Source organism: Phyllobacterium sp. P30BS-XVII (assembly GCF_014138335.1).
Lineage (GTDB): Bacteria > Pseudomonadota > Alphaproteobacteria > Rhizobiales > Rhizobiaceae > Phyllobacterium > Phyllobacterium meliloti.
In genome coordinates this window covers 155,876-179,330 of sequence record NZ_JACGXO010000009.1, presented here as the reverse complement: position 1 = coordinate 179,330, position 23,455 = coordinate 155,876, and the positions used below count along the sequence as shown (strand labels likewise).

General features: G+C 54.6%; 21 protein-coding genes. 10 read left to right on the top strand and 11 right to left on the bottom strand.

The features are described from left to right. Positions 1–210 precede the first annotated feature (210 nt). The 7 genes from tssH to FHW17_RS21910 all read left to right on the top strand — a co-directional run bounded on the left by tssH (position 211) and on the right by FHW17_RS21910 (position 7,200). Positions 211–2,853, top strand: coding sequence for a type VI secretion system ATPase TssH (tssH, locus tag FHW17_RS21940; protein WP_112530577.1), 2,643 nt, complete (start codon positions 211–213; stop codon positions 2,851–2,853). 81 nt (positions 2,854–2,934) lie between these two features. Next, on the top strand, positions 2,935–3,411 hold the full coding sequence (locus tag FHW17_RS21935; RefSeq protein WP_113262909.1) for a type VI secretion system tube protein Hcp: 477 nt from the start codon (positions 2,935–2,937) through the stop codon (positions 3,409–3,411). A gap of 182 nt (positions 3,412–3,593) precedes the next feature. Continuing rightward, positions 3,594–4,124 carry an OmpA family protein gene (locus FHW17_RS21930; RefSeq protein ID WP_112525367.1) on the top strand — a complete coding sequence of 177 codons (531 nt, stop codon included), beginning with the start codon at positions 3,594–3,596 and terminating at the stop codon, positions 4,122–4,124. 246 nt (positions 4,125–4,370) lie between these two features. Then, a complete protein-coding gene (locus tag FHW17_RS21925; protein ID WP_112525369.1) occupies positions 4,371–5,315 on the top strand; it encodes an adenylate/guanylate cyclase domain-containing protein in 945 nt (314 codons plus the stop codon). A gap of 209 nt (positions 5,316–5,524) precedes the next feature. Then, a complete protein-coding gene (msrB, locus tag FHW17_RS21920; RefSeq protein WP_112525371.1) occupies positions 5,525–5,971 on the top strand; it encodes a peptide-methionine (R)-S-oxide reductase MsrB in 447 nt (148 codons plus the stop codon). Then, a complete protein-coding gene (gene msrA / locus FHW17_RS21915; RefSeq protein ID WP_112525373.1) occupies positions 5,972–6,487 on the top strand; it encodes a peptide-methionine (S)-S-oxide reductase MsrA in 516 nt (171 codons plus the stop codon). It begins immediately after the preceding gene. A 113-nt stretch (positions 6,488–6,600) separates the two neighbouring features. Then, the gene (locus tag FHW17_RS21910) at positions 6,601–7,200 is read left to right on the top strand and encodes a DUF922 domain-containing Zn-dependent protease (protein WP_112525375.1); all 600 of its coding nucleotides are present in this window, start codon (positions 6,601–6,603) and stop codon (positions 7,198–7,200) included. Here the strand turns inward: FHW17_RS21910 and FHW17_RS21905 are convergent. The 8 genes from FHW17_RS21905 to FHW17_RS21870 form a co-directional block, all read right to left on the bottom strand. Then, positions 7,187–7,765, bottom strand: coding sequence for a methyltransferase domain-containing protein (locus tag FHW17_RS21905; RefSeq protein ID WP_182510829.1), 579 nt, complete (start codon positions 7,763–7,765; stop codon positions 7,187–7,189). The genes FHW17_RS21910 and FHW17_RS21905 overlap by 14 nt on opposite strands. A 66-nt stretch (positions 7,766–7,831) precedes the next feature. Further along, a complete protein-coding gene (locus FHW17_RS21900) occupies positions 7,832–8,698 on the bottom strand; it encodes an oxidoreductase (protein ID WP_182510828.1) in 867 nt (288 codons plus the stop codon). Between the two features lie 63 nt (positions 8,699–8,761). Beyond that, complete coding sequence (locus FHW17_RS21895) at positions 8,762–9,334, bottom strand: TetR/AcrR family transcriptional regulator (protein WP_112525381.1); 573 nt, start codon at positions 9,332–9,334, stop codon at positions 8,762–8,764. 155 nt (positions 9,335–9,489) lie between these two features. Then, on the bottom strand, positions 9,490–10,653 hold the full coding sequence (locus FHW17_RS21890; RefSeq protein WP_112525383.1) for a diphosphate--fructose-6-phosphate 1-phosphotransferase: 1,164 nt from the start codon (positions 10,651–10,653) through the stop codon (positions 9,490–9,492). A 31-nt stretch (positions 10,654–10,684) separates the two neighbouring features. Continuing rightward, entirely contained in the window at positions 10,685–12,205 is a 1,521-nt protein-coding gene (zwf, locus tag FHW17_RS21885; RefSeq protein WP_112525385.1) for a glucose-6-phosphate dehydrogenase, read from the bottom strand. Between the two features lie 199 nt (positions 12,206–12,404). Continuing rightward, positions 12,405–12,599: a hypothetical protein gene (locus FHW17_RS21880; RefSeq protein WP_112525387.1), complete on the bottom strand. Its 195-nt coding sequence runs from the start codon at positions 12,597–12,599 to the stop codon at positions 12,405–12,407. Between the two features lie 154 nt (positions 12,600–12,753). Then, the gene (locus FHW17_RS21875) at positions 12,754–13,272 is read right to left on the bottom strand and encodes a histidine phosphatase family protein (protein ID WP_182510827.1); all 519 of its coding nucleotides are present in this window, start codon (positions 13,270–13,272) and stop codon (positions 12,754–12,756) included. Positions 13,273–13,380: 108 nt separating this feature from the next. Continuing rightward, positions 13,381–14,871 carry an esterase-like activity of phytase family protein gene (locus FHW17_RS21870; protein WP_112525391.1) on the bottom strand — a complete coding sequence of 497 codons (1,491 nt, stop codon included), beginning with the start codon at positions 14,869–14,871 and terminating at the stop codon, positions 13,381–13,383. 262 nt (positions 14,872–15,133) lie between these two features. On the opposite strand from FHW17_RS21870, the gene FHW17_RS21865 reads away from it, so the two are divergent. From FHW17_RS21865 to ligD, 3 genes are read left to right on the top strand one after another with little or no spacing between them, the layout of a single operon-like run. Continuing rightward, positions 15,134–16,735: a CYTH and CHAD domain-containing protein gene (locus FHW17_RS21865; RefSeq protein ID WP_182510826.1), complete on the top strand. Its 1,602-nt coding sequence runs from the start codon at positions 15,134–15,136 to the stop codon at positions 16,733–16,735. 56 nt (positions 16,736–16,791) lie between these two features. Next, positions 16,792–17,646, top strand: a complete 855-nt coding sequence (locus FHW17_RS21860) for a Ku protein (RefSeq protein ID WP_182510844.1) — start codon at positions 16,792–16,794, stop codon at positions 17,644–17,646. 3 nt (positions 17,647–17,649) lie between these two features. Continuing rightward, positions 17,650–20,193 (top strand): DNA ligase D, encoded by a 2,544-nt coding sequence (ligD, locus tag FHW17_RS21855; protein WP_182510825.1) that lies wholly within the window; start codon positions 17,650–17,652, stop codon positions 20,191–20,193. A 9-nt stretch (positions 20,194–20,202) separates the two neighbouring features. Here ligD and FHW17_RS21850 read toward each other — a convergent pair whose 3' ends face one another. The 3 genes from FHW17_RS21850 to FHW17_RS21840 form a co-directional block, all read right to left on the bottom strand. Next, positions 20,203–21,009 carry a Ku protein gene (locus tag FHW17_RS21850; protein ID WP_182510824.1) on the bottom strand — a complete coding sequence of 269 codons (807 nt, stop codon included), beginning with the start codon at positions 21,007–21,009 and terminating at the stop codon, positions 20,203–20,205. A gap of 65 nt (positions 21,010–21,074) precedes the next feature. Beyond that, complete coding sequence (locus FHW17_RS21845; RefSeq protein ID WP_182510823.1) at positions 21,075–22,205, bottom strand: glycosyltransferase; 1,131 nt, start codon at positions 22,203–22,205, stop codon at positions 21,075–21,077. Then, on the bottom strand, positions 22,202–23,449 hold the full coding sequence (locus FHW17_RS21840) for a glycosyltransferase family 4 protein (protein ID WP_182510822.1): 1,248 nt from the start codon (positions 23,447–23,449) through the stop codon (positions 22,202–22,204). The genes FHW17_RS21845 and FHW17_RS21840 overlap by 4 nt, the downstream gene beginning before the upstream one ends. Positions 23,450–23,455 lie beyond the last annotated feature (6 nt).

The window sequence follows — 23,455 nt, the reverse complement described above, 5'->3', positions numbered from 1 at the left end:
ATTGGCATATGACAGCTATCGCCACTGGTTTCAAAGGCCCATAGTGCCGATGTGCGAACAATAATGCACTAGTGATATGGATATGTCATATATCGTGGGGCATTGTTATTTCATGGTTGGCATTTCCAGTTATCGCGCTTTGGCGATTGATTTCCTGCTGTGGATTTTTCTATTGTGCATGCGACGAAAGCGGGAGCAGGGTTGTAATTCATGCCAAAACTGGATCTGAGGCGGCTGGTTCAAAAGCTCGACGGCGATATGGTTGTCGGGCTGGAAGAGGCCGTTGCTATTGCGGTGAGGAATAATCATTCCAATGTCGAGATCGAACATTGGCTGCTTGCCTTGAATGACAAGAGCGATCGTTTTCGCGAGGTTGTTCAGCGCAGCGGAGGCGATCTGGCATCGTTGGAAGCCGAGGCTCATCGTGCTCTCGGGCGATATCCGCGAGACAACACCGCTGCCCCTGCCATTTCCACCAGCATTATTGACGTTATTCGTGAGGCCTGGATTGCCGCATCGCTGCAGAGCGGACGGACCAGCATCGGCATACTCGATCTTCTCCACACATTACTGTCCGACAGCACTTTGCGTGCCACGACCATCAATTCCCTGCCATCGGCCCGAGATATCAGGCTTGGCGAGCTGGAACGCCAGATGGAAGAGCGCGGTGCAGAGCAGCCGGTGGCACCAAGGGCCCAGTCAGCGGACGCGGCGCAGGCGCGTGGCGGAGATGAAGAGTTCCTGTCAGCCTTCACCATTGATCTGACGGAACAGGCCCGTAACGGCGAAATTGATGCGGTTGTTGGCCGAGAGGCGGAATTGCGCCAGTTGATCGATATTCTGGTTCGCCGCAGGCAGAATAATCCCATTCTCGTTGGCGAAGCAGGTGTCGGCAAGACAGCAATCGTCGAGGCATTCGCCCTTGAGGTGGTTGCTGGCAATGTTCCGGAAATGCTGCGTGATATTCGATTGCTGACGCTTGATCTCGGTCTCCTGCAAGCGGGCGCCGGTGTCAAAGGTGAGTTTGAGCGCCGGTTGAAGGGCGTTATCGAAGAGGTCAAGTCCTCGCCTGTTCCCGTGATTCTCTTTATCGATGAGGCACATAGTCTGGTTGGTGCGGGCGGTCAGGCAGGACAGGGCGATGCTGCCAACCTGTTGAAGCCTGCTCTGGCACGCGGCGAGCTTCGCACTGTCGCGGCAACCACATGGGCAGAATACAAGAAGTATTTTGAGCGCGATGCGGCGCTGACCCGCCGGTTTCAGGTCGTCAAGGTCGATGAGCCTGACGAAGAGACGGCTGTGCGTATGGTCCGCAGTCTCGTGCCTGCGCTTGAAAAGCACCATCAGGTCAAAATCCGTGATGAGGCGATAAGGGCGGCTGTTTCGCTGTCCATGCGTTATATTCAGGGACGGCAGTTGCCTGATAAAGCAGTTAGTTTGATCGATACGGCGTCCGCGGCGGTCTCGATCTCGCGCGCCACCGTGCCAGCCCAGATCGAGGATGCAAATCGGGCGATTGATCTGCTTAATCTCGAGAAGCAGCGGCTAGAGCTTGAACCGGAAACAACCACCGGTCGTGAACGTCTCGTGGAGATTGAGACCCAGCTTGCGACGCTGGAGGCAACAGCCAAGACGTTTACCACGCGGCTTGAGCAGGAGAAGTCTCTCGTTGATGTCGCCGACAAGGTTGAAGATGCCTTTGACGAGCCGGGAAACAGGCCAAAGCTTGGGTTGCTGGAGAAGGAACTGCGCTTGCTGCAGGGAGAGTCACCGCTGATCCATCGCGTGGTTGATCGCGAAACGGTTGCCGCAGTGACTGCCCGTTGGACTGGCATTCCCGTGGGGCGCCTTGTGCGCAGCCTTGTTGAAGCTGTGCAGACCCTTGAAGCGCGCCTTCAGGAGCGCGTCGTCGGGCAGGATCAGGCTATTGCCCTCATTTCGGATGCAATGATCACTGCGCGCGCCAATCTTGGCGATGACAGGCGCCCGCCAGGTGTCTTCCTGATGGTCGGAACGTCAGGCGTTGGTAAAACTGAAACGGCTCTCGCGCTTGCCACGATGCTTTACGGCGGGGATCAGAATCTGACGATCATCAACATGTCGGAGTTCAAGGAAGAGCATAAAGTTTCGCTTCTTCTTGGCTCGCCGCCCGGTTATGTGGGTTATGGAGAGGGCGGTATACTCACCGAAGCCGTGCGCAAGCGGCCATATGGCGTGCTGCTTCTCGATGAGATCGACAAGGCACATCCCGGCGTTCAGGATATTTTCTATCAGGTCTTCGACAAGGGTATGTTGAAGGATGGCGAAGGACGGGACATCGATTTCAAGAATACGACCATCCTGATGACAGCCAATACAGGCACGAATACTTTGACAGCTCTTGCCGCTGATCCCGATACGATGCCGGAAGGCCAGGCTTTGGTTGATATGTTGCAGCCTGAGTTACTTGGGCAGTTCAAGCCGGCATTCCTTGGCCGGGTAACAATCGTGCCGTACAAGCCTCTGGATGACAAAGTTCTCGCCATGATTGCGAAGTTGCAGATCAACAAGGTCCGCAAACGCTTGCGTGATTCTTACAAGGCAGAGCTTTCCATCTCCGACAAAGCCACAGAGGCGCTTATTGCGCGTTCCAAGGCCGTGGAAACTGGTGCGAGAGCGATTGAATCAACAATATCACGTGAGTTGCTTCCAAAACTTTCTCGCAATATATTGGAATTGACACTGGAGAATTTACATCCGGAAGTTGTACATGTAGATACAGATGATGCCGGGGGGTTTCTTGTTTCCATTGACCCGGTGAAACTATTGCAGGATCCGCCTGAACATCCGTCACAAAAGGATGGTAGGGGGTGAATATGTTGCCCGTATTCTACTTGGGCAATTCCAGAGAGAGGGTATATCCCGCAAGTCCTACTGACTCAAGGAGCTTAGACAATGCCGATTTACTTGCAGATTGACGGAATCAAGGGTGATGCGACCCAGGAAACGCATAAACAGTGGATGGACATCGAAGCCATTCATTTTAACGTGGGCCGTAGAATGAGCACTTCGGCTGGTTCGGCAGCGAACCGCGAAGCATCTGAACCAACGATCAGCGAAGTTGTCCTGACCAAGGTCAGTGATTCTTCTTCAACAAAGCTGTTTCAGGAAGCCGTTTCCGGCAGCGCAGGAAAGCTTGCAACCATTCATCTGGTTACAACGGGCAATCCCGGCCAGACCTATATCGAATACAAGCTCACCAACACGTTGATCGCCAACTATTCGATCGATTCCAATGGTGATCGTCCGGTTGAAACCGTGCGTCTGAACTTCACCAAGCTGGAAGTGAAGTACACACCATACGATGCAAACCAGAGCCCGCAGTCGCCAATGATTGCTTCTTACGATCTCGCCACAACGCGCGCTGCGTAAAGACAGACACGAGAAAGCGGAGCGGACCTGTGTCCGCTTCGCTTCTTCCTTCATTCTGCCGGTCAGCCCGGCATTGAATACAAGCATGTGTGTGATGTTTTTTACGTAATGGTCTGAGCTTGAAATTGGCCATTGGTTAATTTAATCTAAACTTAACTTACCGTTCTCGAAGAGGTTACATCATGCGCCAGCTTTTTTCTCTTTCTGCGGCCATTTTGATTGGCGTTGCTTCGCCCGCAATGGCTGGTCCGGCCTACAAATCGGAAGATATTGTCAAACATTTCGTCAACACGGCGGATCTTGGTAAGTCGCGCGCAATTTGCGTCGGGACGGATCAGGAATGTGCGAAGAAGATTGTGAACCCCGCTGCTTCGCCGTTGAACATGAAGGTTACATTCGAGCTGAATTCCGATCGTTTGACGGAAGAAGCAAAGCAGACTCTTGGCGAGTTTGCCAAGGCACTCAACGATCAGCGCCTTCAGGTGGCGACGTTCCAGGTTGAGGGTCACACGGATGCAACCGGTACGGACAAATACAATGACACATTGTCGATGCGCCGGGCGGAGTCTGTTTCTGCGTATCTCAGCCAGCTCGGTGTTTCTCCGGAGCGTCTGAAGGCAGAAGGCTTTGGCAAGCGTCATCCAAGCGTGAGCGATCCTTTCTCTCCGGAAAATCGCCGCGTAGAGACACGTCTGGTGCTTCCGCAGGGTTAAATCCAGCGGACACAGGCAGGCCGCCCTTTGCGGCTGCTTAGCCTCTGCGATTGGTAAGTCGGTATGGTTTTTAATGGCGGGAGTCTGCGATAGCGGGCTCCCGCCAAATTTATTGGGCCACCCGTTAGACCGCCGGACCTGATCGATTTTACACGGGGCTATTTCAGATTCATGCGTGTGGCGCTAAAGTGCCGCGATTGCGTTCGTCATACGAAGTTGCACAGGTTGAGATAGGGAGACAACGCCATGTCTGAAACACGTCGCAAGCTGACCACGATCTTTTCGGCGGATGTTCAGGACTACACGCGTTTGATGCAGGCAAATGAAGAGGCCACGCTCGACACGCTCAAGCAATATCGTGACTTTATGAAGCGGTTGATTGAAGCCCATGATGGCCGGGTCATCAACACGTGGGGCGATGGGCTCATTGCTGAATTCTCCAGTGTTGTCGAGGCGGTGCGCGCGGCCGTCGATGTTCAGAACGATCTTTCAGGGCACAATGCCAAGCGCCCGAATGAGGCCCGCATGCTTTTTCGTATTGGCATCAACCTTGGTGATGTCATTGTGGAAGGAGACGACATTTATGGCGATGGCGTCAATGTCGCCGCCCGGCTGCAGGCGTCGGCGTCCGCTGGCGGCATTGTAATATCCAGCACGGTCTACGAGCAGGTTCGCAACAAGATGACCGTTGGCTTCGAGTATCTTGGGCAGCTTTCACTCAAGAATATCGAAGGCGGTATTTCAAGCTATTCCGTCCGCATTGGCGAAGACGCAGTAACGCCTGTACGGCTGACATCCCCAGAGCAGGCACAGCCGCAGGGGTATCATCATGTTGGCAGTGCCCGCACCGAGATCAGCTCAATGAGGGACCCATCGCATAGGAAGAGCTTTGGCATATTGGGCGCAGTAGCTGCCGGCATTGCCGCTATAAATATGCTCTCCTGGGAAGGTGATTTCTGGGCAGCATGGCCTATTCTTGGCATTGCCATTATTGCGGCCCTTATCTGGATACGAACAACCACGCGGATTGACCGCTTTATTGCAATGCTGACCCTGATTGGCCTTGTGCTTGCCAGCATCAATGTTCTTTCGTGGGAAGGAACGCTCTGGGCACCATGGCCACTGATTGCGCTGGCGGTTGTCGGCGGCATCCGGTGGTTCACCCATGAACGGGGTAGCGCGCGCGGTTGATGCGTCGATTGCTCCAGCTCAACAGGTAATACATGTTGATAACAGCCTTGATAAAAGGCGGCGCAGCACACAAATATAGGGCACACCTTTATTCATCTGCCGGATGAGACCCGGAGTAAGCTTCACTTTCAGCAAGATACATTGTTGATTGATAAGTCTTGGCGCTCAAACCCCGGCAAATCGATGCATCGCCTGATGGAAGAGAGAAAATGAACAAATACGAAAAGAATTCTGACACCATCTCCAAACTGTCTCCCGAACAGTTTCGCGTTACACAGCAAAATGGCACCGAACGCCCGGGAACGGGTGAGTATCTGGACAATAAAGAGCCCGGCATCTACGTCGATATCGTGTCGGGCGAGCCGCTGTTTGCGTCTTCAGACAAGTTTGAATCGGGATGTGGCTGGCCGAGTTTCACCAAGCCGATCGAACCTGCCTATGTGAATGAGTTGCGCGACGACAGCTATGGTATGGTGCGCATTGAAGTGCGCTCAAATCACGGCGACAGCCATCTCGGACATGTATTCCCCGATGGTCCGCAGGATCGCGGCGGTCTGCGTTATTGCATCAATTCGGCCTCGCTCCGGTTTGTTCATCGTGATGAGATGGAAGCCGAGGGCTATGGCGCTTATCTGAACCAGGTGGAGGATATCTGAATGGCACAAGAACGCGCAGTTCTGGCTGGCGGTTGCTTCTGGGGCATGCAGGATTTGATCCGGCGCTATGAGGGAGTGATATCCACCCGCGTCGGGTATTCCGGTGGTGATGTACCAAATGCCACCTATCGCAATCATGGTACCCATGCGGAAGCCATCGAGATCATTTTTGATCCTGACCGCATCAGCTATCGGAAGATTCTGGAATTCTTCTTCCAGATTCATGATCCCTCAACGCTCAATCGTCAGGGTAATGATCTGGGATTGAGCTATCGCTCAGCCATTTTCTACACGAGCGACGAGCAAAAGCAGGTTGCCGAAGATACGATTGCCGATGTTGATGCGTCTGGCCTGTGGCCCGGCAAGGTTGTGACCGAGCTTGCCCCGGTTGGTGATTTCTGGGAAGCGGAACCAGAGCATCAGGATTATCTGGAGCGTTATCCCAATGGCTACACCTGTCATTTTGTCAGGCCGAACTGGACATTGCCTGTAAGGGATAAGGCAACTGCATCCTAATCTGATCCTCAAAGCAGAAAAGTGCGGCGCTTTACATTATGCGCCGCCTGCCTTCGTGAGATAAAAATAACGCGTTCTCCGGCTCAACGGGAGAACGCGAGGGGAATTTCGGGGTGAAAACAGCGTTTCGAATTGGATTGTTTGCGGCTTGTGTCGTCATTGTGCCGCTGTCTGCCCAAGCTGAGTGGCAGGCTGTCGAGAAGGTGGAAACCTATGCCATCACAGGGAAATCTGGTGCCGAACTCTATGCTTCGATCGGCCAGCGGGGTCCGTTGATTGGCGGCTCGACCCGCGTCATTGCCCATACCAATTTCAAACTCACATGGCAGCGGAAATACGAAAGGCAGGGTAACGCCTGTACACTCGTTTCTGCCAAGCCAAAACTCATCATCACCTACACCTTGCCAAAACCTGCCGAGCGGCTTCCCGCGCCGATTCAGGCAAATTGGGAAACCTTTATCGCCGGTGTCCAGACCCATGAAGCCGTGCATGGTGTTACCATCAAAGACATGGTCAAGGCCATTGAAGCGGCCACCATCGGTCTGTCTGTCCCCGATGATCCCGATTGCCGCAAAATCAGGGTCGAAATGACCAAACGCCTTTCTGAACTATCTCTCGCACAGCGTCAGAAAGGCCGGGACTTTGATCGCGTCGAAATGGGTGAAGGCGGCAACATTCAGCAGATGGTTCTCCGGTTGGTCAACGGCGGGTGATCCTGTAGACCGCCGCTGGCGGCAGATTACAGACGGCACGTCCGATATGCGTTGCGTTGAGATCAAGACGATCGAGGACACGCTGCGGGACAGGGCATCGCGGACCATAGGTGAACTGATAAAAGGCTCCGTCTTCGCGCAGATAATGAAACGCGCCTGCGAGAATATCGGTCACTTTCTGCGCAGGCATCGAGAGTAGGGGCAGTCCGCTTACAACGGCTGATACAGGCGCACCCTCAAAAATCCCGTTCTGTGCAAGTTCTGCCGCATCCATCAACAGAACTCTGGATTGAGGGAACCGCTTTTCGAGGATTTCCCGGAATTCCGAGCCGAATTCGACGAGCGTCAGATCGCTCTCCTCGATACCCTTCTCCAGAAGTGCTCTGGTGAATGCGCCTGTGCCGGGCCCAAGCTCCAGCACCGGACCGTTTTTCGGCCTGATTTCCTGGGTCATGATCCGGGCCAGCGCTTTGCCTGATGGGGCAACGGCTGCTACCCGCAACGGATCAGAAAGCCATGTCCGGAAGAAGTAAGCGAAGTCAGCCCAAGTGCCTGTATTTGTCATTTCATCTCCACATGGTCAGCTGTCCGTAAAATCATCGATTTTGCGGACAGTGCCAAAGATTTCGGGTTAAGATCTCAAGGCTTTCAGAGCGTCCAGATTGCTGTCATCAAAATCGGTTGAGCGCGATACGTGTTCCCATTCAGCTGCCGCCTTGGTGCGCCGCGCTTCCGCTTCGTTGAATACGTAGAGGGCGTCATTGCCAAGCAACAGGTGGGCGGGCAGCGTTTCCTGTTCAGCAAGGTCGACAATCACCTGGGATATCTTCTCGGGATCACCCACCTCATTGCCGACAAAGGCCCGCAGGATCTTCGTCAGCGCACCAACACTTGCCTCGTATTCGGGCAATAAGGCGGGAATGTTGTTCCTTGCCGTCGAGCCCCAGTTGGTGCGCATGCCGCCCGGCTCAACGGCAATGACCTTGACGCCAAAGGGGGCAACTTCCTGCGCGAGCACTTCCGTCAGACCACCAACGGCCCATTTTGCCGATTGATAGGCACTCAGACCCGGCGTACCGGTGCGTCCGCCTACCGAGGAAATATTGATGATGTGGCCGGAACGCTGGCCGCGCATCACCGGCAGTGCGGCCCGTATCAGGTTCACCACGCCGAAGAAATTGGTGTCGATCTGTGCGTAGAAGTCCCGTTCATCTGTCTGTTCGAAAGGGCTGACCTGCCCGTATCCGGCATTGTTCACGAGGACATCCAGCCGGCCAAATGTATCGACCGCCTGTTTGACGGCATCATGCGCTGCATCTGCATCCGTCACATCAAGCGGCACAATCAATATCCTGTCACCAAAACGCTCTTTGAGGTCTCCCAGAGTGGCCGTGTTGCGGGCGGTAGCAACGAGGCTTGCCCCAGAGTTAAGGACAGCCTCGGCGATTGATCGCCCAAGACCATTGGCACTTCCTGTAATCAACCAGACTTTTGACATTTCATTGCCTTTCCATAATAATGAGTGAATAAGCACTCATTTAAGTGTTAAATTTAAACGCGCTTAATTGGCGGAGATTGCGCCCCAGAAAGCGTCGAAACCGGATTTCTTGTATGTGCTTGCATTCTTGGGATCGCGGGCGATGAAATCGAGCGTCATTTCCGACAGCGATTCCATAATTCCGCCTATGAACCCGGTGGGCTGTTGTCTCAGGGCACCCGTTGTAAAACCTTCTTCCAGCATTGCAGTGATATCGCGAAAGGCTTCCGAACCTGTCTTCTTGCTTTGCTCGGTTATACGGTTTGAAATACCGAGCTGCCGCATCGTCTTGCGTTTGGCGGGGTTGGCCGCTGCCCAGTCAAGCGAGCGGCTCCACAAATGTTCGCAGCGCTCCTTCAAGCTCGCCTTCACAGGGTAGCCAGTCGTAATTGCAGCGCGCAAATCCGATTTGATATCGAGGTAAAGCTGGTTCAGCAACTCGTCCTTGCTGGGGAAATATGTAAACAGCGAACCCTCTGCAACGCCGGCATCCTTGGCGATCTTTGCCGTGGATGCACCTGTGCCAAGGACAGCGATGCTTTCAGTCGCTGCTACAAGAATGGCGTTTCGTTTGTCTTCGCTAAGCGGACGAGCCACTGCATAATTCCTTGAGTGAGTACATACTCACTTATAGAGAGGAGTCTGTTCCAGCGCAAGCGATTTGTTGCAGAGCCGGGGCAGACAGTCATCAAAGCTCAAACAGACCACAATATTCAGGCTACAACCCTGCAATATGAATTGTACTGCGACTGCTATAGCGGCTCGGCAAGTGTGAAACGCTTGGGCAGCAACCGCTCGAAATAAGCATGGCACGCGGCCGAAATCTGGTTGGTGTCATCAAGGAGAAAATTATCCGGCAAATGTTGCGTTTTTCCGGCGACATTGGCGAGGGGAACCAGTTGCGGATTTGTGGCTCCATTGGCGTATTGCAAGGCGACTGATCCGCCACCGCGCGCTGCCGCCTCAACCGCAAATGCGCCCGCTTCAAAGGCTTCTCTGGCGTCTGTCGTATTGATGGTGCTGATGTTGCCGCGCGGCAGATAGCCGAACGTATCCACGCGCGCCCGGGCGCCGGGCAAGCCTTCCCGGAGAAGCTGCTCGATGGCCATACCCAACTCGCCACCCGAAAGCCGGATATTGCCGTGGGCGTCGCGTTCGAGCCGGTCAGCGGGAACAAGGTTTTCCACCACGGCACGGCCATCTTCACTGGTGACACCTTCGGACATGGCCACGATGCATCGTCCGTGACGGCTTTGGGCTTCACGCACGTCCTCAATGAACCGCTTTGCCGAAAAGGCCCGCTCCGGCACATAGACGAGGTGGGGCGCACTGCTATCATCCCGCTGCCATGCGGCTGCGGCGGTGGTCAGGAAGCCCGCATGCCTTCCCATGACAATCCCCACATAAATGCCGGGCAGGGCGCGAAAATCGAGATCAACGCTGACAAAAGCACCGGCAATGAATTCCGCAGCGGAGATAAAACCGGGCGTGTGGTCGCTTTCGACGAGATCATTGTCGATCGTCTTGGGTGCATGGACGAAGGCGATGTCATTGTTGGCGGCTTCAACCAGGATTTGCTGTGTACCGGCAGTATCATTGCCTCCGATATTGATGAACGCGGTGGCCCCGACTTGACGCAGGCTTTTCAGGATTACTTCACAATAAGCGGCGTCCGGCTTGTCACGCGTACTGCCCAGGGCGGCGCTGGGTGTTCCGGCGATGAGATGCAGTTGCTGGTCCGATAGAGCCGAGAGTTCAACGAAATTGCCATCACGAATGCCCTGCACGCCATGGCGTGCGCCAAGCACGCGGGCACCCGGATAGCGCTTGCGCACTTCAAGCACCGCACCGGCCAGTGTCTGGTTTATGACTGCTGTCGGACCGCCACCCTGTGCAATTACGAATGTTTCAGTCATATCCGTCCCTCTCGATTTTATGTCAGGTCTTTTAAGAGACCTTGGCTTTCACCCTGTGCGCCACATCCGGCTGGTGCCATTTGCGCCCATCGCGCTCAATGAGCGCATCGGCCGATTGTGGGCCCATGCTCCCCGCCGGATATGTATCCGGTCTCTCTTTCGATTTCGACCAAAGATCGAGAAAGGGCTGCACCGCCGCCCATCCCGCTTCAATGCTGTCGGCGCGCTGAAACAGCGTCTGGTCGCCATCGAAGAGATCGTAGAGCAGCGATTCATAGCCTGTCAGCTTGCCGATATCAAAGAAGTCCGCATAGTTGAAATCAAGCGATATCGGCATGGGTTCCACGGAAAGACCGGGGGATTTGATCGATATCTCGATATGCAGACCTTCGTCCGGCTGTACCTGAATGATGAGGCGGTTTGGTGTAAGGCGTTGAGGAGCCATTCCCTTGAATTGAGCAAAGGGGACCTGACGGAAAGTAACAATAATTTCCGTGTCGCGGGCGGTCATGGCCTTTCCTGTCCTCAGATAAAACGGAACACCTGCCCAGCGCCAGGTATCGATGTGGAGCTTCAGCGCAACGAAAGTCTCTGTGGCACTGTCGTGGGCAACATCGGCAATATCCGTATAAGCCGGTATGGTGTTTCCATTGGAGACACCCGCCGTATAGGCTCCGCGCGCTGAATTCTGTTCCGCTTCTTCGGGTGAATAAATCCGTAGGGCTTTCAGCACCTTGCCCTTTTCGTCGCGGATGGCTTCAGCGTCGAAACTGTTGGGCGCCTCCATGGCAACCATGGCCAGAAGCTGGAACAGGTGGTTGGGAACCATATCCCTGAGCGCGCCTGTGGCATCGTAGAACTTGCCGCGCGTGCCAACATCGACAAGTTCCGCTGCTGTTATCTGAACATGGTCGATAAAATTATTGCTCCAGATGGATTCGATCATCATGTTGGCAAAGCGGGCCGTCATGATGTTCTGGACGGTCTCTTTCCCAAGAAAATGGTCGACGCGATAGACCTGGCTTTCGGGAACCCGATTCAATATCCGGGCATTGAGTGCCTTGGCGGAGGCGAGATCGGTTCCAAAAGGCTTTTCAATAACGAGTCGACGGAAGGAGCCGTCTTCTTTTAGAAGACCATTATCGGCCAGTTTGTCGACGATATCGCCGAAGAACAGTGGCGGTACAGCGAGGTAGTAGGCTGCATTGCGCCCCGCCTGTTCTCCGAGCCGGTTGGCAATCTGGGTGTAGATGGCTTCCTGTGTAAAGTCGCCCTGCAGGTAGAAAATGCGGGACCGTAACTGCTGCCATGTCTCGTCACTATAGTTCGCTTTGATATTCGCGGTCGCCAGAAACGCCTCAAGCTTGGCCCGCAACATTTCGTCATCACCCGGATCAAGGCCGATGCCGAGGATTTGCAGGCTGTCATTGACCAGACCGCTTTGCGTCATGTTGAGGATAGTGGGAACGAGTAGCCGCCGCGTCAGGTCGCCGGTTGCGCCAAAGATGACCAGAGTGACGGGTGGGGCAGGGGCTATGGCGGGTTCAGTCACAGGAGCACCGGACCATTGTGAAAACTGTTCCAGATCGATTCGTGCATGAGATCACCTTTGGTTCAACACTGGGGGGACACGATGCTATGCGTGCGCTGCCTCGGGATAGTTCCTACAGAGAATGAACGGAATAAGTGATGAGGAGGCAAGCATTATCTTGCCTGCACCAATTTCTTTTCACACCGGGGTGTTCGGCAGCCTATTTGCCCTTGCCAAATTTGACCGGCTTGCCTTCGCGTTCTGCTATTGCAGTTTTGATGGCATTAAGAAACGCCTCAGGATTGTCGATGGAAATGTTGACGCTCTTTGGTTCGTTGAAAGGATTGAGCCCTGAAAACTTGAGATTGGCTGTTTCTTCTTCGTACCTGATTTCCTGAAGCTCTCTAAGGCGCATACGGACGTCCAATCGCGATTTGAAATGAATGGTACCGTCACATATTCGAAAAATTATTGTCATAATCAACTGGTTAAAGTCGAAATGATGGATCTGGCACGTCTATTCTGACGAATAGAATACCCCATACAATCTGGGGTTTTAGAAAGTTGCCTTAAATAACTGCGATCATCTTCGGTGTCACAAATCGATCGAGTTGTCCGGTCTTCTCAGCCAGGTCTGACCAGCTTTTCGCTTTGAAGTCGATTACGACAAGACCTGCGGTTGGATATTTCAGCCGGAGTCGGGCAAGATCGGCCTCCTTGCCATTGCCGATGAGTTGAAGGGCGACGTCGTGCAGTCCCGGATTATGGCCGACTATCAGCAGGGATCGGATCGCAGGTTCCGTTGATCTGACAATATCCACAATGACGCGGGCAGGAGCCTCGTAAATACGGGCCTCCTCGCGCCAGTCAATCTCACGCGCGAAGGCAGGACGTACCAGTTTCCACGTTTCCATTGTTCGGCGGGCGGTGGAAACAATGGCAAGATCAGGCCGCAGCCCTTCCTGCGCCATATATTCCGTCATCAACGGACTCGCATGCCTTCCGCGTCCCGCAAGCGGACGGTCATGGTCATCAATTCCATCTGGCCAGTCTGATTTGGCATGACGGAGAAGCATCAGTCGGAGCATCGGTGTGTTCCATTGCAGTCATATCAGCGGATCATATAACACGAATAACATCTGAAGACGCCGGTAACAGCGGATGCGGCACGCGCACCCGCTGTTTGTCAGATAGTCCTACTTGGACAGACCTGGCAGAGTTACCTGAAAGACCTGAAACATCGTGTCGACATCGGCGCCGCCGTCACCCTTATAGCTTGCACCCACCTGAAATCCGTCCTGTGTCAGGAAATCATTGTCGTTGGCGACGAACAGGAAATAATCATCCGGAAGTTTGGGATCAAGAACGCTGACCAGCGCCATGGCTTCCCATTTCTCAGACAGATTGTTCCGGTCATTCGGTGCGCCGTTGTGCAGGCCAAAACGTGCCAGAGATGCGCTGTCATTGATATCGATAAAAGGTGTCAAAGTTGCCGCTGTCACTGATGGATCAAGAACACCCTTCGGCGCTACAGCCTTGTCGGCGTCGAAAGCGCTGCCGGCAATGTCAGTGGCTGCCGATGTATCGACTAGGGTGATATTGCGATAGAGCGAGGTGTCGCCTTCCATGCCGTAGCCATTGCCACTATCACGCGCCAGCATCAGAAATGTCTTGTCGGATAGCGCCACGATCTCGCTTTGCGCAGCAACAGCTTTCTTGCCCTTCGCATTGGTGAAAACCGGGAGCGGCACGACATATTCATGCACCAGTTTGAGATGAGACGGATCAGCTGCGTCATAGACAAGCGCACGCGTGTTCTGACGTGTCGAGCTGGAATCGCCGCCATCCTGTCTGGTTGCTGATTGAAGAACGGCAATCAGAAACTTGCCATCCGGTGTCAGGGCCATGCCTTCAAGGCCCTGATTGTTCTGGCGTCCGATATCAGGATCTTTAGGTTCGGGGGCCTTCGCACCGGGGCCCGGATTGTTAGAGGCGAAATTTGGCTTGCCGTTGCGTATGGGTACAAGGGCTGCTGGAGGCTGGGTCGCGGAAAGCAGGCGGCCATCCGCCGAAAAACGATAGATGTTTGGCCCATATTCGTCGCTGATAAACATGGAGCCATCCGCCAGCCGGATGATGGCTTCATTGTCCAGCGCAATCTTGCCGTTCCTGGCCTGTGGCAGGACAGGAAAATCTCCCGCTGCGGCGCGAACATCGGTCTCGGGATCGAGCCCCGTCGTATCGCCGCCCTTGTCATCTACAAGCAATATCGTATCGGTGAGCTTGGCCTCCACAGCGGATTGCTGCCTGTCGGCGGAGGGAGTTGCTCCGGGAGCAACCGGTGTAAACTGGATGGAAAGTGTGTTGAGGCGCGGGCGGTAATCGGTGGTGCCGACCGAATTATAACCGCGATCCGGCAGAAGCAGCATCGTGCCCTTGTATGTGGCTCCATCGCGGCTCCAAGCTGCCGGGTCCATTGCCATACCAGAGCCGGAACCAAAGGTCTCACCGAACTTGTCGCGCTGGCTGGCTGGAATTCTCCCCACACCAACCAGGCCCTTGTTGACAAGGGTTGCAGTGCCAACCGTGATGGAATTATCGGCAAAGGCTGTCGCGGATATCACTGCCACAGATGTTAAAAGAACGGTGCCGAGCAGTCTCGACAGGATTGAATGCGAGGGACGCATGAAAATATCCTTTGAAAGATTGTTGCGAAGGGCGGCCCCGGGTTCGATTTTCGGAAGGTGCGTGCTGCCCTGGAATCGTTCAAAGAGACCTTTCTACCAAGCTTTAGAACCGCAATGTAATACGGGCATGACAGGCCATCACATCGCGTTACCCGTGCAAGTCACTCTTTTGTAAACTCATTTTGCTGGTATTCTGCTCTACCAAGACGACGCGCACCCGCTAATATGCATCCGCGTAACGGCTAAAGGCAGGGGCTTTTTGATGGTAGCTTTGGTTTATGGGACTGAAGAGGGGACCGGCACCGATGCCGTTCCCGCCCTACCGGTTACGCCCGTTGAAATTGAACTGAAGCTGCGCGCACCTGCGGGGGCGCTGGATGAAATTCGGCAATCATCGGTCATCAGGCAGTTTGCCCGCAACAAGGGTGTCATCAGGCGCCTTGAGGCGACCTATTATGATACTCCGGATCATCAGCTGTTTAGGGCCGGATTGTCCCTGCGTGTCCGTCGCGAGGGCCGCCGTTATATACAGACGGTCAAACGGGTAGCTTCATCAGGTTCTTTGCACCGCAACGAATGGGAAGTACCTGTGGCAGGCATGGCTCTTGACCTTGCCGCATTGCCGATTGCCGAAATTGGCGGACCATTGGACGGCATGGCTGAAGCCGGGCTCATACCGGTCTTTGTCACTCGGGTCAGACGCCACATCCTGATGCTTGATCAACAGGACACGCAGATCGAGGTGGCGCTTGACGAGGGTGATATTGTGTTCGGACCTCACAGCCTGCCTCTCTGCGAAGTGGAGCTTGAGTTGAAGCAGGGGAAAGTGGCTTCATTGTATCAGTTCGGCCTCGGTCTGATGGATGTTGTTCCCCTATGTCTGGAAACACAGACCAAATCCGCGCGTGGCTATGCCTTGGCGCAGGGTAACACTCCCGGGGCTGTCAAAGCTCCCTCATCCAATCTTGACCGGAGCGATACCGTTGATGAGGGTATCACCAAGCTTTTGTCCAGTTGCCATGAACAGATCATTGCGAATTTGTCGGCCGCTCTGGATGGACGTGAACCGGAAGGTATCCACCAATTGCGTGTGGCACTGCGCCGGCTGCGTGTGGCGTTGCATTTCCTTTGCCACCATTTGAAATCTCCTGTTCTGGAGGGCCTTGATGCCGAAGCCAGGCTTTTCGGACAGGCGCTTGGTCCAGCCCGCAATTGGGATGTTTTCATCGGGTCAACGCTTTCCGGGATTGAAGAAGCCAATATTCCGCATATCGATATGTCTGCATTGCGGGCGGCATGTAAATTCTCGCACGATCAGGCCTATCACAATGCCCGAAATGTTCTTGCGGCATCCCGGACCAATCGCTTTCTCCTGTCGTTCGGGCTCAGCATTGAACAGAAAAGTTGGCGAAATGACATTTCAAGCGAAGAGCTGAAAATACTCACCGAGCCCCTGGGGCTATTTGCAACGCGCGTTCTGGACAGAATCGAACATCAGGTGCGTAAACGCGGCCGGGGTTTCCGCCATCTTCACCCGGACGAGCGTCATAAAGTGCGACTGGGCTTGAAGAAGCTGCGATATGCCACCGAGTTTTTTCTGCCCCTATATTCCCGCCGGGCATCAACGACGAAATATCTGAAGCGATTGTCGCAGTTGCAGGAGCTTCTGGGGGAAGCCAACGACATCAAGACCACCTACGAACTTCTGGCAGCGCTCGAACACGATGCGCTTTCTCCGCAGGCAAATCGGGCCATGGGCGCAGTGATCGGCTGGCAGGGGCATCTTCAGACGGTTGCAATGAAACGGTTGAACAGCCGATGGCTGGCATACAAGCGTACGCTGCCGTTCTGGTCGCCTAGATAATACCCATATGGGAACAAAATCGCTGCAAAGGCATTCTGTAACATGAGTAAAGGAGTATTCCTGTGCCGCGTGCCAATTGGAAGGGGTTCCTGAAGATTGCCGAGCTTAGTTGCCCGGTTGCCCTTTATACTGCCGCCTCCACGTCGGATCGTATTGCCTTTCATACGTTGAACCGGGCGACGGGACACCGTGTCCGCAGGCAATATGTCGATAGTGAAACCGGAAAACCTGTCGAGTCCGAAGATCAGGTCAAAGGGTATGAGGTAGGCAGTGACGACTATGTCGTGCTGGAGCCCGATGAAGTGGCTTCTGCCGTTCCAACGAGTGACAAGACATTGTCGATTGAAGCCTTTGTCAAAACCGATGCCATAGACGATGTTTATATGGACAAGCCTTACTACCTGTCCCCATCGGAATTGTCGGGCAATGAAGTGTATGATCTTCTGCGCGACGGGATGAAATCCACGCAGTCTGCAGCCTTGGCGCGTACGGTTTTATTCCGGCGCATGCGCACGGTTCTCATTCAGGCGCATGCGAATGGACTGATCGCGACCACGCTCAATTTCGACTATGAAGTGCGTCCCGCGAAGGACGCGTTCAACAGCATCCCAGACATGAAAATCAGCGGTGAAATGCTTGACTTGGCCAAGCACATCATCGGTACAAAGCAGGGCACTTTCGATCCTGAGAAGTACGATGATCGCTACGAGGCGGCGCTTGCGGATCTGGTCAAAGCAAAAATAGAAGGCAAGACGATCAAGGCGCCAAAACGCGCAAGTGACGAAAAAGTTGTTGATCTGATGCAGGCGCTGCGCGAGAGCGCAGGCATCAAGGACAAGAAGGCAGGTGCCGGGGATAAAAAGAAACCGGTGAAGAAGCCCGCAGCCTCCACACAAAAGAAGGCTGGCTGATCCATGGCGGTGTTGGAAACATACCGCCAGAAGCGCGATTTTGCGAAGACGCGTGAACCGAAGGGGTCCAAGGGAAAAAAGTCCGGAAACAGTTTTGTCATCCAGAAGCACGATGCCACCCGTCTGCATTACGACTTGCGGCTGGAGATGGACGGCGTAATGAAAAGCTGGGCTGTTACGCGGGGTCCAAGTCCTGTCCCGACTGAGAAGCGTCTGGCCGTTCATGTGGAAGATCACCCGATTGAGTACAACGCTTTTGAGGGGACCATTCCCAAAGGTGAATATGGCGGCGGAACGGTCATAATCTGGGACCGGGGATACTGGACACCTGTCGGCGATGCGGCAAAGGGATATCAAAAAGGCCATCTTGAGTTCGAACTGCACGGTGAAAAGCTCCACGGCCTCTGGCATCTTGTGCGTATGCAGCGCAAACCGCGGGAAAAGCGCGAAAATTGGCTGCTCATCAAGTCCGAAGATGATGCAGCGCGCGATGCGGGCGCGCCTGACATATTGGAGGAGCGTCCGGAATCCGTCAAAACCGGCCGGGTGATCGATGACGTTGCCGGGGAAGAGCCGGGTTGGTCGTCAAAAACGGGCAAGATCACCAAGAAAAAGCGAAACACTGCATCGGCGAAAGCGCCAGTTGCAAAGAGTGAAGATATTGATCTGGAGCCTTCCAAGCTGACGGGGGTCACAAAAGGGCCACTGCCGCGCTTCATAGAGCCAACCTTGGCAACGCTGTCACCCAAGCCACCTGCGGGCGAACAGTGGATACATGAGATCAAATTTGATGGTTACAGGCTGCAGGCACACATACAGGCGGGAAAGATCAAGCTTTTTACCCGAACCGGTCTCGATTGGACGGCAAAGTTCGGCAAGGAGCTGGCTTCAGCATTTCAGGCGCTGCCGATTGGAAATGGGCTTGTCGATGGTGAACTCATTGTCGAAACCGCATCCGGCGCATCGGATTTTTCTGCCTTGCAGGAAGCGCTGAGCGCGAATGACACCAGCCGGTTTCGTTTCTATGCGTTCGATCTGCTTTATCTTGATGGCTATGATCTGACAGCAGCACCGTTGATTGAACGAAAATCGCTTTTGCAGCGGGTTATCGGGTCGGACGGAGGCTTGATCCGATATAGCGATCACTTTGAAGAGGACGGTAATCTTGTCCTGTCCCATTCCTGTCGTCTTGGGCTGGAAGGTATCGTATCCAAACAACGCGATGCGCCCCATCGGTCAGGGCGGAGCAAAACGTGGATCAAATCAAAGTGCTCATTACGGCAGGAATTCGTCATTGCCGCTTACATGCCGTCATCCACGTCGCGCAAGGCAATCGGCTCGCTGGTTCTTGGCGTCTATGCAAAGGGTAAGCTCCAACATGTGGGACGCGTTGGAACCGGTTTTACCGCAAGTTCGGCGGAAGAGCTGTTTCATAAACTCAGTGGGCTGCGCATTCAGGAAAGTCCATTTGCTGAAAAGCTGAATGCCGTCGAGAGCAGGAACATCCGGTATATCCGGCCAGAGCTTGTGGCCGAAGTTGAGTTTCGCGGATGGACGGCTGACGGGAGCCTGCGCCACGCCTCATTTCGCGGATTACGGGAAGACAAGGTAGCAACGGAAGTCGTCAGGGAAACGCGCAAAATGTCTGCCACACCCAAACAACCGAAACGGACGGTTCAACTCACGCATCCCGATCGAATCTACTGGCCGGATGCAGGTGTCACGAAGGAGGGGCTTGCCGATTACTATACGGAGATATGGCGCTATATCGAACCCTTTATCGTAGGCAGGCCACTGGCATTGCTACGCGGTCCTTCCGGTATTGATGGCCAGCTGTTTTTCCAGAAGCACACATGGAAAGGCTTGAACGCGAATATCGATCTTGTCAAAGACCCGCAAGACAAGGCAGGAGAACCACTGATCAGCATCAATGATCTGGATGGGCTCATGGCGCTCGTTCAATCGGCTGTGCTGGAAATCCATCCGTGGGGTTCGACACTCAAGGATTGGGAACGTCCCGATATGATTATCATGGATCTTGATCCGGGCCCTGATGTGGGATGGCAGGCCGTTATTGATGCTGCGCTGGAAACCCGGGACAGGCTGAAACAGTTTGGCTTGGAGTCGTTCGTCAAGACATCGGGCGGAAAGGGACTGCATGTGGTCGCGCCGCTGCAGCCGAAGGCCACATGGCCAACTGTCAAAGCATTCACCAAAGCGATTGCCGACGCCATGGCTGCCGACGATCCGGACCACTACGTTGCGACGGTGACGAAGTCCAAGCGGCAGGGAAAAATCCTGATCGATTACCTGCGTAATCAAAGAGGCTCGACAGCCGTTGCGCCTTACTCGACCCGCGCCCGCTCGGGTGCGCCTGTATCCATGCCGCTTGCCTGGGATGAACTCGATCTGTCTATCGGTCCTACCTACTTCACTGTCAGCAATGCGATGACACGCATAGATGCATTGGCAAGCGATCCCTGGCAGGATTTCCGCAAAGCGGCGAAGCCACTGCCAGCGACGAAGCCAGCAAGCAGGAAAGGGTGATGGATTTCTTCAGCGCTTCTTTGAGCCCTTGCCTTCGGCGGCGAGACTTTTCTTCAGCGCATCCATAATGTTGACCACATTGCTTGGACGTTCGGGCTGTGCTTCGGCTTTCGGGGGCTTCTTTCGGCCTTTCTTCCGCGCGCTGATAATATCCAGCAGGCGCTCCTGAACCGGATCACCAAGCATGGATGTATCCCAAGGCTTGGTGCGCTCCTTGATCAGATCGGTCATGAGATCAAGTGATTTTGCTTCAGGTTTTGCGGTTTTGATGTCGCCGAAATACTCATTTTCGTTGCGTACTTCGTCGCCATAGCGAAGGGTCCACACAATAATGCCCTTGTCTCTTGCTTCCAGCATGACAGCGCGCTCCCGGCGATAGAGCACAAGACGTGCAATCCCGACAGTCTTCGTAGCCGCCATGGCATCCCTTATGACAGAGAAAGCTTCTTCGCCGACGGGATCATCGGGCAGGAGATAATGGGGTTTATCATACCAAATCCATTCAATACTATCGTGCGGAACGAATACATTGATGTCGATGGTGCGTGTGCTTTCCAGAGCAACGGCCTGCAACTCGTCATCTTCGAGCATGATATATTCGTCTTCGCCGCGTTCGTACCCCTTGACCTGATCGTCATCATCAACGGTCTTTCCGCTGACTGAATCGATGTATTCGCTGACGACGCGATTGCCGGTTGCCCGGTTCAGTGTGTGGAAGCGCACTTTCTCATTGTCTGTGGTTGCCGGTGTCATGATCACGGGACATGTAACCAGAGACAACTTCAGATAGCCCTTCCAAAAAGTATGCGGCGCCATGGCGAATACTCCCACAATCGTGTGAAACGATGGAGTACGGTTTCTGTTCCAATGGAAAACCGTTTTTAAAGCAGAGACCGCACTATCTCAGCTGTGCGTTTCGCGCCATTAAGGTCGAGCTTGTGACTGCCGGGTTTGGGCCGGGAGAGTGAAAGCTCCATGGCGTCACCCAGAACGGCGGCATTCAAACCGCTTTCCGGCAGGGCTACAGCCAGTCCAAGTTCTTCAAGGCGTGTTGCACGCACAGTCTGCTCGGTTTCCCCTCCTGCGGTGAAGGGCACCAGAATGGAGCGGCATTGCGCTTGGAGTACGTCGCAGACGGTATTGTATCCCGCTTGCGATATGGAAAGCTCTGCACCGCGAAGCAGAGACAGAAAATCCTTGCGAAACCGCACGAGTGTCACATTGTCAGCTGTCTGGTTCGAGAGACCGACAAAATCCTCTTCCGGCAGATTTGGCCCGGTGATCAGGCACCAACGACCCCGGTAGCTTGAGGCTCTGGCTGCTTCAAGTGCCGAGCGCACGAGATCGAGGCCGACGGCGCCCCCGCCAGCCGAAACAACAATATCGAAAACGTCCGTTGGCAAAGCCGGAACAGGTGCTGCAACCAGGCCGGTGTAAATGATCTTGTCGGCAATTTCGGCAGCCAGCGGAAATGTTTCCGGCAAGGTGACGAAATCCGGGTCGCCATGCACAAGCACATGGTCGAAATGCGCCTTGATCAGCCCTACGGTTTCCTCGTCGCGACCGGGTTTGGTGCGTTCCTGCAGGATATCCCGCACGGATGTGAGCAGTTTGGGTCGGGGCGATGCGGTTGCTATGGTATCGAGCAAGGGCAGAAGCTCAAAGCGCATTTGGCGGCGACCGAATGGAAAGGCTTCGACGATGACAATATCAGGCCGGGCTGCATGAAATGCCTGCAGCAACAAATCACGGCGCTGATGCAGAAAACCCTCGTCAACAGGCTTGCCATGCTCGTCGGCCAGCCCGGAGAAGCCAGCATTGCTTGCCACAACAGCGGGAAGGGCGACGGATTTAATATCAGGACCGGGAAAGCCTGATACGGGCAATCCACCAGTAACGACAGTCACTTCAAACCCGTCCTCGGCCAGGGCCGACGCAATGCGGCTGGCGCGGGCAAGATGACCGATACCGAGAAGATGTTGAACGTAAAAGAAGACGCGTGGTGCGCTCATTTGGTCTTCTGCCACTCGGTTTCGAACAGGTGGGTCAATTGCCGGATGCTGGAATTGTGATCGAAGTGTTCGCGCACTCTTTGTTCGGCGGCTTTACCCAGATGATGGCGCAGTTCCGGCTGGCGAATTGCCTCCTCCACCGCATTGGCAAGGGATTGAGGGTCTTCCGGTGGCACCACAAAACCATTTTCCCTGTCTGTCAGCAATTCTGGAACGCCTGATATGTTGGTGGAGATACAGACAAGGTTTTGACTTGAGGCTTCGACGAGAACGTTCGGCAGACCATCGCGATCACCATCCGCTGCAATCCGGCACGCCAGCGCAAATATATCGGCGTTGCGATAGTGTTGCAGCACTTCTTCCTGCGCAAGTGCGCCTTTCCAGATGATGCGATCGGCAATGCCAAGTTCTTGCGCCAGAGGCTTCAATTTCGCCAGCTGGTCGCCACCGCCAATATGCACGAACATCCAGCTGAGTTCAGCGGGCAGCAAAGCGAAAGCCTGCAGCAGGACATCGTAGCCCTTCTTTTCCACGGCGCGGCCAACGCTTAAAATCTGTACGGGATCGGCGATATCCGAACCATTCCGGTTGGATCGCGCTTCGCTGAAATGGCCGAACCGCGCCAGATCAAGGCCGTGATAACTCAGATGCACTTCATCCTTGCGATCCGTCAGCTCGCGCATATGGTCAAAGCCGCTGCGCGTGCAGGTGACGCTCCAGCGTGCTTCGGCCAGCTTCTCCGTCAGTTCCCAGTCCGGCGAGGTCCAGATGTCCTTGGCATGGGCAGAGCAGGTCCATGGCACACCGGTCATGATGCTCGTATAGGCGGTCACCGAGGCAGGGGTGTGGATGAAATGCGCGTGCAGCCATTCACCGGCATCAGGCCATTCATGGGCAAGCACAAGCGCCTGCCCAAGGCGGCGGAAGCGGTTACGCGTCAGGTCACGGCGCAGATCAGCCCAGAACCGGCGCAGCAGCGGTTTGAAGCCTGGCTTTGACCAGCCTGCAAAGAGCGCGCGCAGCACCCGTAGTGGCTCGTCGTGCAGATATTCGGGCAGATAGACCACCCGCGCCTTGATCTCATCATGGATCGGATGCCGCTTCTTGTCGGTCGGCTTGCGCATGGAGATGAGCGTCAGGTCGAACCCTGCACGCTCCAGTCCGAGCAGCTCCTGCGCAATAAAGGTTTCCGACAGGCGTGGATAACCCTTCAGCACCACCAGTGTTTTACGGCGTATGGGCAAAGTGCT